Source organism: Massilia sp. LXY-5, from assembly GCF_059801075.1.
In genome coordinates this window covers 410,843-422,851 of the sequence record NZ_JBNNEH010000002.1, presented here as the reverse complement: position 1 = coordinate 422,851, position 12,009 = coordinate 410,843, and the positions used below count along the sequence as shown (strand labels likewise).

Genomic DNA, 12,009 nt, shown 5'->3' with positions numbered 1-12,009 from the left:
CGCCACAAACAAAAAAAGCGGGCCGCAGCCCGCTTTCCTGAAACGATCTAAACCGAATTAACGCTTGTCGATCGGCGGCACTTCGCGCACTGGCGAACCGACGAACAGCTGGCGTGGACGGCCGATCTTCTGCTCTGGATCGGCGATCATCTCGTTCCACTGGGCGATCCAGCCGATGGTACGGGCCATCGCGAAGATACCGGTGAACAGCGAGACCGGGATGCCCAGGGCCGACTGCACGATACCCGAGTAGAAGTCGACGTTCGGGTACAGCTTGCGCGAGACGAAGTATTCGTCTTCCAGCGCGATGCGTTCCAGTTCCATCGCCAGCTTGAACAGCGGGTCTTCCTGCAGGCCCAGCTCTTCCAGCACTTCGTGGCAGGTTTCGCGCATCAGTTTGGCACGCGGGTCGAAGTTCTTGTACACGCGGTGACCGAAGCCCATCAGCTTGACGCCCGAGTTCTTGTCCTTGACCTTCTCGATGAAGGCTGGGATGTTCTCGACCGAGCCGATTTCCTTCAGCATGGTCAGTGCGGCTTCGTTGGCGCCGCCGTGGGCAGGGCCCCACAGGCAGGCGATACCGGCAGCGATACAGGCGAACGGGTTGGCGCCCGACGAACCGGCCAGGCGGACGGTCGAGGTCGATGCGTTCTGCTCGTGGTCGGCGTGCAGGATCAGGATGCGGTCCAGGGCGCGCACCAGCACGTCGTTGACCTTGTACTCTTCGCACGGGTTGGCGAACATCATGTGCATGAAGTTGGCGCTGTACGACAGGTCGTTGCGTGGGTACATGAACGGCTGGCCGACCGAGTACTTATAGGCCATCGCGACCAGGGTCGGCAGCTTGGCGATCAGGCGGATCGCCGAGATCTCGCGCTGCTTGGCGTCGTTGATGTCGAGCGAGTCGTGGTAGAACGAGGCCAGCGCGCCGACGGTGCCGACCAGCACCGACATCGGGTGCGCGTCGCGACGGAAGCCACGGAAGAAGAAGTTCATCTGCTCGTGGATCATCGTGTGCTTGGTCACGGTCTCGTCGAACGTGGCCTTCTGCTCTGCGTTCGGCAGTTCGCCATTCAGCAGCAGGTAGCAGGTTTCCAGGAAGTCGCAGTTCTCGGCCAGCTGCTCGATCGGGTAGCCGCGGTACAGCAGCTCGCCCTTGTCGCCGTCAATGTAGGTGATGCTCGAGTTGCACGCCGCCGTCGACATGAAGCCCGGATCGTAGGTGAACTTGCCGGTCTGGCCGTACAGCTTGCGGATGTCGATGACGTCCGGGCCGATCGTGCCCTTGTAAATCGGCATGTCAACCGATGGGCTGCCGTCCGAGAACGACAGGGTGGCTTTGGTATCAGAGATATTCATGGCACTTCCTTCTTGGGAGTGGAATCTACAAAATATAAAACGAAACCGGGTTTCGCTTACGCTTGGCGCAGGCGCGCCAGCAGGGCGCGCACATGCGGCAGGTCGACATCGCCTTCGGGCTCGGCGCGTCCGAGCAGCAGGTCCATCAGCGGATTGTCCGCCAGGTCCAGCAAGCGGGTCAGCGCATCGACGTCGTCATCGCTCAGGTCTGCTTCATGCGCATCGAGGAAGCGCGTGAGGATCAGGTCGTTTTCGAGCAATCCACGGCGTGCGCGCCAGCGCAGGCGGGCCCGGTTGGCGGGGTCGGATTGATGCGCGTTTTGCTGCGTATTCACTCTAGAGTCCGTTGTCGGTCAACACTATACTCCGGCTGCCGGGAATCGGCAGTACGGTACTTCTACTGTATTGATGGCAATACTTGGGATGCAGTGCGGGCATTTTACAGCGGTGGGCACAGGGCGCCCACCCTACCAAACGGTCGCGCGAATGATCACCGGCAGGTTGAACGCGTGGGCGGGAAACCCGCCCACCCTACGGGTATGCGTCGGGTTTGTAGGGTGGGCACTTGTGCCCACGCGTTTACACGGCCGGCCAAATTGCGCCGGCCGCAAAGAACCAACTCAGATCGCGCGGCGGACCAGCAATTCCTTGATCTTGCCGATCGCCTTGTTCGGATTCAGACCCTTCGGGCAGACGTCCGTGCAATTCATGATCGAGTGGCAGCGGAACAGGCGGTACGGGTCTTCCAGGTTGTCCAGGCGCTCGGCGGTGGCTTCGTCGCGCGAGTCGGCGATGAAGCGGTAGGCCTGCAGCAGGCCGGCCGGGCCGACGAACTTGTCCGGATTCCACCAGAACGACGGGCACGAGGTCGAGCAGCAGGCGCACAGGATGCACTCGTACAGGCCGTCGAGCTCTTCGCGCTCTTCCGGATACTGCAGGCGCTCTTTCTCGGGCTTGATCGAGTCGTTGATCAGGTAGGGCTTGACCGAGTGGTACTGCTTGAAGAACTGGGTCATGTCGACGATCAGGTCGCGCACAACCGGCAGGCCCGGCAGCGGACGCAGCACGATCGGCTGGGTCAGTTCGTTCAGGTTGGTGGTGCAGGCCAGGCCGTTCTTGCCGTTGATGTTCATCGCGTCGGAACCGCAGACGCCTTCGCGGCACGAGCGGCGCAGCGACAGCGAATCGTCGACGTCCGACTTGATGCGCTGCAGTGCGTCGAGCAACATCTTGTCGGTGTCTTTCAGTTCGACGGTGATGTCTTGCATGCAAGGCTTCGAATCCTTGTCCGGATCGTAGCGGTAGATCTTCAGTTGGACTGTGCGTGCCATGTTTTACCTATATTCATAACGGACAGGAGCATGTGCTCCTGCCCTGAAGTTCGTTCTTAGAAAGTACGTGCCTTCGGCTTGAAGGTGTCGACCGTCAGCGGCTTCTGCACCACTTCCTTGTACTCGAGGCGGTTGCCTTCCGAGTAGAACAGGGTGTGCTTCATCCAGTTCGCGTCGTCGCGCTGCTCGTAGTCGCTGTGGGCGTGGGCGCCGCGCGATTCCTTGCGCGCCTGGGCCGACACGATGGTCGCTTTCGCGGTCTCGATCAGGTTGTCCAGTTCCAGGGCTTCGACGCGGGCCATGTTGAAGACCTGCGACTTGTCCTTGAACGACACGTGCTTGCGGCGCTCGTCGAGGACCATGATTTCCTTGACGCCCTGGGTCAGCAGCTCGTCGGTACGGAACACGCCGCAGTATTTCTGCATCGTGGCGCGGATGTCGTTGGCGACGCCCTGCACTTTTTCCGAGCCGGTCGAGGTTTCGAGGCGGTTCAGGCGATCGAGGGCGAAGTCGGCGGCGTCCTTCGGCAGGGCCTTGTTCGACTTCTGCTTCAGGTTCGAGGCGACCACGTGGTTGCCGGCGGCGCGGCCGAAGACCAGCAGGTCGAGCAGCGAGTTGGTGCCCAGGCGGTTCGCGCCGTGGACCGAGACGCAGGCGCATTCGCCGATGGCGTACAGGCCGTTCACGACTTTCTGGCCGCCATTCACGATATCAGGGGTAACGACCTGGCCGTGGATGTTGGTCGGGATGCCGCCCATCTGGTAGTGAATCGTCGGCACGACCGGAATCGGTTCCTTGGTGGCGTCGACGTTGGCGAACTTGTGGCCGATTTCCAGGATCGAAGGCAGGCGCTTCTTGATGGTATCGGCGCCGATGTGGCGCAGGTCCAGCAGCACGTGGTCCTTGTTCGGACCGCAGCCGCGGCCTTCCTTGATTTCCTGGTCCATCGAACGCGAGACGAAGTCGCGCGGCGCCAGGTCCTTCAGGGTCGGCGCATAGCGCTCCATGAAGCGTTCGCCGTTCGAGTTGATCAGGATACCGCCCTCGCCGCGGACGCCTTCCGTGATCAGCACGCCCGCGCCGGACACGCCGGTCGGGTGGAACTGCCAGAACTCCATGTCCTGCAGCGGCAGGCCGGCGCGTGCCGCCATACCCATGCCGTCGCCGGTGTTGATGAAGGCGTTGGTCGATGCGGCGAAGATACGGCCGGCGCCGCCGGTGGCGAAGATGGTGGTCTTCGCTTCCAGGATCATCACGTCGCCGGTTTCCATTTCCAGTGCCACCACGCCGACGACGTCGCCGTCGGCATCGCGCACCAGGTCGAGGGCCATCCACTCGACGAAGAAGTGGGTACGGGCACGGACGTTACGCTGGTACAGGGTGTGCAGCAGCGCGTGGCCGGTACGGTCGGCCGCGGCGCAGGCGCGCTGGACCGGCTTCTCGCCGAAGTTGGCGGTGTGGCCGCCGAACGGACGCTGGTAAATGGTGCCGTCAGGGTTGCGGTCGAACGGCATGCCGAAGTGTTCCAGCTCGTAGACGACCTTTGGTGCTTCGCGGCACATGAATTCGATCGCATCCTGGTCGCCCAGGTAGTCGCCACCCTTGACGGTGTCGAACATGTGCCAGTACCAGTCGTCTTCGCTCATGTTGCCGAGGGAGGCGCCGATGCCGCCCTGCGCCGCCACGGTGTGCGAGCGGGTCGGGAAGACTTTCGACAGCACGGCCACGTTCAGGCCGGCTTCCGCCAGCTGCAGGGATGCGCGCATGCCGGAACCGCCGGCGCCGACGATGACCGCGTCGAAGCGGCGGGAAGGGATTGCAGTTTTAATTGCTGCCACGATTACACACTCCAGAGAATTTGCACAGTCCAGGCGGCGCAGGCCAGCAGCCAGAGCACCGTAGCAAACTGCAAGGCCAGCTTGATGCCGGCATTTTTGACGTAGTCCATCCAGATGTCACGGATACCGACCCAGACGTGGTAGTACAGGCCGAGGAAAGTGACGAGGGAGAAGAGCTTGAACCACTGGCGCGAGAACAGGGCCGCCCAGCCTTCATAGGTGAAATTCTGTGCAGTCAGGAAGGTGCCGAGCAGGATCAGGGTGTAGACCACCATCACGATCGCGGTGACGCGCTGCGCCAGCCAGTCCTTGACGCCGTAGTGCGCGCCGACGACGAGGCGGCGCTGGCCGATATTATTCTTGCTTGCCATGGTTAGAATACTCCGAACAGTTTCAGGGCGACGACGACGGTCAGGGCCAGGCTGATGACCAGCACCCAGCGGGCGGTCTTCTGGGCTGCGTCCTTGTCCAGGGCCATGTGGTTGTCCATGAACAGGTGGCGCACGCCGGCGGTGAAGTGGTGCAGGTACGCCCACGACAGACCCAGCAGGATGATCTTGGTGAAGACGTTGTCGACGATGCCGCCGAAGTGGTAATACGAGATTTCCGAACGCAGGCTTTCCTGGAGCAGGTACAGCAGGAAAGGCAGCATCAGGAAAATCCCGAAGCCGCTCACGCGGTGCAGGATCGAGACGATCGCCGATGGCGGCATCTTGTACTTCGTAGTGATATCCGTAATGTGGATATTACGGAACTCCGGCCGTCCTTTTTTTGTGGCCTCTCTCACGGCTTCGGACATACAACACCTCCCTTAACTGACAAAATGTGATTAACCCTTAATTTTCGCCGATTTTTTGCGTCGCACCAAGATGCGATGCCCGAAATTTGCGAGACAAACGCGGAACCGGGTTTTGTTTGGCGCTTTCTTACTAACAACATATTTTAAACGCATAGCCACAAACGTGCTGACGGCCGCTTGTTGCACGATGGGCGGTAAAACCGCCCATCCACGTCACGACAACTCGTTCTGGTAATGATGCTGCGCCGTCAGGTACAGGCCGCGCCGCAGCTCCACCGGCCGGTCTCCATACGTGAACGACACCCGGTCCGCGCACAGCAGCGGCGTCCCTTCGGCCACGTTCAGCACCTCGGCCGCCGCGCCGTCGGCGCCGATTGCCCGGATCTTCTCGGTCGCGCGGATCATGCGCGTGCCGAACTCGGATTCGAACAAGCCGTACATTGGACCCTTGTACTCGACCAGACGTTCGGCCGTCAGTCCCTTGAACAGCTGCCCCGGCAGCCACAGCTCCTCGAGGATGATCGGGACCGCGTCGAAGGACATCACGCGCTTGATGTAGACGACCGCGTCGCCGGATTTGAGCTCGAGCAGGCGCGCGACCTCGGCCGGCGCACGGATGCGCCGCACTTCGAGGTACCGGTTTTCGTGAGGACGGGGAGCGCCCTCGTCGGGCATCAATTTCAGGAAACGGAAGTGGGCGCGCTCTTCGTGGTGAGTGGCAACGAAGGTGCCCTTCCCCTGCCGGCGCACCACCAGGTTCTCGGCCGCCAGCTCGTCGATGGCCTTGCGCACCGTGCCCTGGCTGACCTTGAAGCGCACGGCGAGCTCGACTTCGCTCGGCATCAGTTCGCCCGGCTTCCACTCCCCGGATTGCAGGCTCTGCGTGATCAGCGCCTTGATTTGCTGATACAGGGGCCGGAACGAGGGGGAGGCACTGCCTGGGCCCTCGCCGGAGGGGTTGGTCGGGACGGAATTCATAGACCACGATTTCACCACAAAACTGCCCCTTCCGTCCAGTGTACTTCCCGTATGATATGTGTCTTATATAAGACATATGATATGGATTGACAGGGGTAACGGGCGAGGACTACACTCGCGGTCGATCGGGCGGCCGTCCTTGTGCCGCGCGCCCGGAAGGATTCATGTCCGTTTTGGTATCATTGCACTTTTATTGCAGTTTTCCCGAACAGGCGTATCCTCGGCTTCGACCGTTTTCATTCCCACTTTTGGAGATTCATCATGGCTAAAACCCCAATGCGTGTTGCCGTTACCGGCGCCGCCGGCCAGATCGGCTACTCGCTGCTGTTCCGCATCGCTAACGGCGACATGCTGGGCAAAGACCAGCCGGTCATCCTGCAGCTGCTCGAGATCGACAACGAAAAGGCACAGAAGGCGCTCAAGGGCGTGATGATGGAAATCGACGACTGCGCATTCCCGCTGCTGGCCGGCATGACCGCGCACTCGGACCCGATGACCGCATTCAAGGATGCCGACTTCGCTCTCCTCGTCGGTGCACGCCCGCGCGGCCCTGGCATGGAACGCAAGGACCTGCTGGAAGCCAACGCACAGATCTTCACGGTGCAGGGCAAGGCGCTCGACGCCGTCGCTTCGCGCGACGTCAAAGTGCTGGTCGTCGGCAACCCAGCCAACACCAACGCCTACATCGCGATGAAATCGGCTCCTAACCTGCCGGCCAAGAACTTCACCGCCATGCTGCGCCTGGACCACAACCGCGCCCTGTCGCAAGTCGCTTCCAAGCTGGGCAAGCCGGTCGGTTCGATCGAGAAGATGGCCGTCTGGGGCAACCACTCGCCGACGATGTACGCCGACTACCGCTTCGCCACCGTCGACGGCCAGTCGGTCAAGGACGCGATCAACGACGACGTCTGGAACCGCGACACCTTCCTGCCGACCGTCGGCAAGCGCGGCGCCGCCATCATCGAAGCCCGCGGTGCATCGTCGGCTGCTTCGGCTGCCAACGCAGCCATCGACCACATGCACGACTGGCACCTCGGTACCGCCGGCAAGTGGACCACGATGGGCATCCCATCGGACGGCTCCTACGGCATTCCGAAAGACACCATGTTCGGCTTCCCGGTCACCGTCGAAAACGGCGAGTACAAGATCGTGCAAGGCCTGGAAATCGACCAGTTCTCGCAAGAGCGCATCGACCTCACGCTGAAGGAACTGACCGAAGAGCGTGAAGGCGTGGCCCACCTGCTGGCCTAAGCCGCATACGGCGAACATGGATCCGGCCAAGCCGCCAGTTCGCCGAACCCGCCGTGTTGCCGAAAGCGACGCGGCGGTTTCTTCGTCTTCATCCGTCTCTTCCGCCGCATCCGCCACTTCCAGCGAACCCCACATGCATCCTTCCGAGGTTTTATTCCAGGGCAAACGCCAGCCGCTCCTCCTCCCCGCCTGCGATCACTATTGCGGCTCGGAGAAGCTGATGCGCAAGTCGATGGCCCTGCAACAAGAGCTTGGTCCCGTCTTCGACATCACCTTCGACTGCGAGGACGGCGCCGCCGCCGGCAACGAAGCCGCGCACGCCCAGCTCGTCGCCTCGCTCATCAACAGTGAAGACAACCGTTTTGAGCGTATCGGCGTGCGCCTGCACGACATCGACAGCCCGCATTTCGTCCAGGACGTCGTCACGATCGTCGGCGCCGCGGCCGGCAAGCTCGCCTATGTCGTGCTGCCCAAGCCGAACGGCCTGGACGACGTGCGCCGTGCATTAGAGATCATTAACCGCGTCGCCGTGCCGAACGGCCGCGCAGCGCTCCCCGTGCACGTGCTGATCGAGACCCACGGCGCCCTGCACGAAGCCTACGACATTGCCGCCCTGCCCCAGGTCGAGTGCCTGTCCTTCGGCATCATGGATTTCGTTTCCTCGCACTTCGGTGCGATCCCGGCCGCCGCGATGCGTACGCCGGGACAGTTTACGCACCCCCTGGTTGTCCGCGCCAAGCTGGAGATGGTTGCGGCATGTCATGCGCACGGCAAGGTGGCCTCGCATAATGTGACGACCGAAATCAAGGACAGCGCAGTTGTGGCAAACGATGCACAACGCGCCGGCGCCGAATTCGGTTTTACGCGCATGTGGAGCATCCATCCGGACCAGATCAAACCGATCGTCAAGGCGTTTACGCCCCGTCTTTCGGAAGTCAACGAAGCCACCAACATTTTGCAGGAAGCGATGGCGGTGAACTGGGGTCCGATCGCTCAACATGGGCGCTTGCACGACCGCGCCAGCTACCGATATTATTGGACCGTTTTGCAGCGCGCGAAGCTGGCCGGCCTGGCGCTGCCCGAATCCGCGGCGGCAATCGTCAACTCAACGGAAATCCACTAATGGCCACCTCCCTTCAACACCTGTTCGCCGCCGGCGCTTTCGCGTTCGCGGCTTTTAGTCTGTGCAGCGCTCCCGCGTTCGCAGCTCCCGAGAAAAACCATCCGAAGGCCGAAGACGTCCTGAAGGCCAGGAAATCGTCCCCGAAATCGAAGCAGGCAGCTGCCGCCGCCGAGGACAACTGGGCCCCGGCCGATGAAGCCGAACCGGACATCACCGACACCAAGGTCACCGAGTACAGCTGCGAGCTGAACAACAAGGTCACGATCTATACCAACGAAGGCGACGATTCGCACATCGCCCTGCGCTGGAAGAAGCGCCTGCACCGCCTGGAACGCGTCGGCACGACCACCGGCGCGATGCGTTTCGAGAACACCAATTTCCGCCTGATCTGGATCGGCATTCCTTCGAAGGGCATCCTGCTCGACTCGAGGCTGAACCGCCAGCTGGCCAACGAATGCAAGAACGCCGAACAGGCCAAGCCGGTCGTGGCCGCCGCTTCGGAACTGAAGAAGAGCTGACGCTGCGGCGTCCTACCCGTTGCCCGATATTCGTATATTGAAGCAATAACAAGAAACCCACTGAAGGAGAGCTTATGTCCCGCAACACCCTGAACACGCTGAAGGACTTCCCGCTGAGCGCGGGCCAGTCCGGCCAGTTCTACTCGCTGCCGGCGCTGGGCGAAAGCCTGGGCGTGAACCTGTCGCGCCTGCCGGTGTCGATCCGTATCGTCCTCGAATCCGTGCTGCGTAACTGCGACGGCAAGAAGGTCACCGAAGAACACGTTCGCCAGCTGGCAAGCTGGGGCGCGACCGCCGAGCGCACCGACGAGATTCCTTTCGTCGTTGCCCGCGTCGTGCTGCAGGACTTCACCGGCGTGCCGCTGCTGGCCGACCTGGCCGCGATGCGCAACGTCGCCGCCAAGACCGGCGCCGATCCGAAGAAGATCGAGCCGCTGGTACCGGTCGACCTGGTCGTCGACCACTCGGTCACCATCGACCACTTCCGCGAGCCGAACGCGCTCGACCTGAACATGAAACTGGAATTCCAGCGCAACAACGAGCGCTACCAGTTCATGAAGTGGGGCATGCAGGCTTTCGACACCTTCGGCGTCGTGCCTCCGGGCTTCGGCATCGTCCACCAGGTCAACCTCGAGTACCTGGCACGCGGCGTCATGAAGCAAGGCGACACCTACTACCCTGACACCCTGGTCGGCACCGACTCGCACACCACCATGATCAACGGCGTCGGCGTCGTCGGCTGGGGCGTGGGCGGCATCGAAGCCGAAGCCGGCATGCTGGGCCAGCCGGTCTATTTCCTGACCCCGGACGTCATCGGCGTTCACCTGACCGGTTCGCTGCGCGAAGGCTGCACCGCGACCGACCTGGTGCTGACCATCACCGAACTGCTGCGCAAGGAAAAAGTCGTCGGCAAGTTCGTCGAGTTCTTCGGCGAAGGCACCGCCTCGCTGTCGACCACCGACCGCGCGACCATCGCCAACATGGCACCGGAATACGGCGCAACGATGGGCTTCTTCCCGGTGGACGACGCCACCGTCGACTACTTCCGCGGCACCGGCCGTACCGAAGAAGAAATCACCGCCTTCCAGAACTACTTCAAGGCGCAGGGCCTGTACGGCATCCCGAAAGCCGGCGACATCGACTACACCCGCACCGTCTCGCTCGACCTGTCGACCGTGACCCCGTCGCTGGCTGGCCCGAAGCGCCCTCAGGACCGTATCGAACTGGGCAACGTGAAGAACAACTTCACCGAACTGTTCAGCAAGCCAACCACCGAAAACGGCTTCAACAAGAACCCGGACGACCTGCACAAGCTCTACGAGACGACCAACGGCGTGCGCGTGAAGAACGGCGACGTCCTGATCGCCGCGATCACCTCGTGCACCAACACCTCGAACCCGAGCGTGCTGCTGGCCGCCGGCCTGCTGGCCAAGAAAGCCGTCGAGCGCGGCCTGACCGTCGCGCCGCACATCAAGTCCTCGCTGGCCCCTGGCTCGCGCGTCGTGACCGAGTACCTGACCGCCGCCGGCCTGCTGCCTTACCTGGAAAAGCTGGGCTTCGGCGTGACCGCCTACGGCTGCACCACCTGCATCGGCAATGCCGGCGACCTGACCCCGGAACTGAACGCCGCGATCGTCCAGAACGACATCGTTGCCTCGGCCGTCCTGTCGGGCAACCGTAACTTCGAAGCACGTATCCACCCGAACATCCGTTCGAACTTCCTGGCCTCGCCACCGCTGGTCGTCGCTTACGCGATCGCCGGCAACATGACGCGCGACCTGATGACCGAACCGGTCGGCAAGGACACCAACGGTGTCGACGTCTACCTGGGCGACATCTGGCCGTCGAGCCAGGAAGTCGGCGCGCTGATGCGCTTCGCGATGAACTCGGAAGTGTTCAAGAAGAACTACGCCGACGTCAAGGGCAACCCGGGCGAACTGTGGGAGCGCGTCTCCACCACCGAAGGCCAGGTGTACAACTGGCCTGAGTCGACCTACATCGCCGAGCCGCCGTTCTTCGCCGACTTCGAGATGACCCCGAAAGCAGCCGCCACCGGCGTCACCGGCGCCCGTGCGCTGGGCGTGTTCGGCGACTCGATCACGACCGACCACATCTCGCCAGCCGGCTCCATCAAGGAAGACGGCCCAGCGGGCAAGTGGCTGAAGGATCACGGCGTGCTCAAGGCCGACTTCAACTCCTACGGCTCGCGCCGCGGCAACCACGAGATCATGATGCGCGGCACCTTCGCCAACGTGCGTATCAAGAACAAGATGATCCCGCCGAAGGCCGACGGTTCGGCAGTCGAAGGCGGCATCACGATCCACCAGCCGAGCGGCGAACAGCTGTCGATCTACGACGCGGCCATGAAGTACGTGGCCGAAGGCACCCCGACCATGATCTTCGGCGGCGAAGAGTACGGCACCGGCTCCTCGCGCGACTGGGCAGCCAAGGGCACCCAGCTGCTGGGCGTGAAGGCCGTGGTCGTGCGTTCGTACGAGCGCATCCACCGCTCGAACCTGGTCGGCATGGGCGTGCTGCCGCTGCAGTTCATCGGCACCGACAGCGTCGAAACGCTTGGCATCACCGGCAAGGAAACCTTCGACCTGAAGGGCCTGGAAGGCGAGATCAAGCCGCAACAGCTGGCTACCCTGGTCATCCACCGTGAAAACGGCGAGACCAAGGAAGTGCAGGTCCTGCTGCGTATCGACACGCCGATCGAAGTCGACTACTACAAGCATGGCGGCATCCTGCCGTTCGTGCTGCGCCAGCTGCTGGCTGCGTAATTGTCCTAAGCCCGCTTCACGGCGGGCTG

11 protein-coding genes are annotated in these 12,009 nt (G+C 62.4%); 4 read left to right on the top strand and 7 right to left on the bottom strand.

What is annotated here, in order from left to right:
- Positions 1-57: 57 nt before the first annotated feature.
- The 7 genes from gltA to ACI48I_RS05335 form a co-directional block, all read right to left on the bottom strand.
- Positions 58-1,359, bottom strand: a complete 1,302-nt coding sequence (gene gltA / locus ACI48I_RS05365; RefSeq protein ID WP_193684914.1) for a citrate synthase — start codon at positions 1,357-1,359, stop codon at positions 58-60.
- Between the two features lie 56 nt (positions 1,360-1,415).
- Positions 1,416-1,694, bottom strand: a complete 279-nt coding sequence (locus tag ACI48I_RS05360) for an FAD assembly factor SdhE (protein WP_193684913.1) — start codon at positions 1,692-1,694, stop codon at positions 1,416-1,418.
- A 285-nt stretch (positions 1,695-1,979) separates the two neighbouring features.
- A complete protein-coding gene (locus ACI48I_RS05355; RefSeq protein ID WP_498573547.1) occupies positions 1,980-2,690 on the bottom strand; it encodes a succinate dehydrogenase iron-sulfur subunit in 711 nt (236 codons plus the stop codon).
- A 56-nt stretch (positions 2,691-2,746) separates the two neighbouring features.
- The gene (sdhA, locus tag ACI48I_RS05350) at positions 2,747-4,528 is read right to left on the bottom strand and encodes a succinate dehydrogenase flavoprotein subunit (RefSeq protein ID WP_498573546.1); all 1,782 of its coding nucleotides are present in this window, start codon (positions 4,526-4,528) and stop codon (positions 2,747-2,749) included.
- A 2-nt stretch (positions 4,529-4,530) separates the two neighbouring features.
- Positions 4,531-4,899, bottom strand: coding sequence for a succinate dehydrogenase, hydrophobic membrane anchor protein (gene sdhD / locus ACI48I_RS05345; RefSeq protein ID WP_193684910.1), 369 nt, complete (start codon positions 4,897-4,899; stop codon positions 4,531-4,533).
- Between the two features lie 2 nt (positions 4,900-4,901).
- Positions 4,902-5,327, bottom strand: a complete 426-nt coding sequence (gene sdhC, locus ACI48I_RS05340) for a succinate dehydrogenase, cytochrome b556 subunit (RefSeq protein WP_193684909.1) — start codon at positions 5,325-5,327, stop codon at positions 4,902-4,904.
- Positions 5,328-5,540: 213 nt separating this feature from the next.
- On the bottom strand, positions 5,541-6,305 hold the full coding sequence (locus ACI48I_RS05335; protein ID WP_193684908.1) for a GntR family transcriptional regulator: 765 nt from the start codon (positions 6,303-6,305) through the stop codon (positions 5,541-5,543).
- Between the two features lie 261 nt (positions 6,306-6,566).
- Between ACI48I_RS05335 and ACI48I_RS05330 the strand changes: the two genes are divergently transcribed.
- From ACI48I_RS05330 to acnA, 4 genes are all read left to right on the top strand, one after another.
- On the top strand, positions 6,567-7,556 hold the full coding sequence (locus tag ACI48I_RS05330; protein ID WP_193684907.1) for a malate dehydrogenase: 990 nt from the start codon (positions 6,567-6,569) through the stop codon (positions 7,554-7,556).
- Positions 7,557-7,689: 133 nt separating this feature from the next.
- Positions 7,690-8,679, top strand: coding sequence for an HpcH/HpaI aldolase/citrate lyase family protein (locus tag ACI48I_RS05325; protein WP_498573545.1), 990 nt, complete (start codon positions 7,690-7,692; stop codon positions 8,677-8,679).
- Positions 8,679-9,197 carry a hypothetical protein gene (locus ACI48I_RS05320; protein ID WP_193684906.1) on the top strand — a complete coding sequence of 173 codons (519 nt, stop codon included), beginning with the start codon at positions 8,679-8,681 and terminating at the stop codon, positions 9,195-9,197. The genes ACI48I_RS05325 and ACI48I_RS05320 overlap by 1 nt, the downstream gene beginning before the upstream one ends.
- 74 nt (positions 9,198-9,271) lie before the next feature.
- Entirely contained in the window at positions 9,272-11,980 is a 2,709-nt protein-coding gene (gene acnA / locus ACI48I_RS05315) for an aconitate hydratase AcnA (protein WP_193684905.1), read from the top strand.
- The last annotated feature ends 29 nt before the right edge of the window (positions 11,981-12,009 follow it).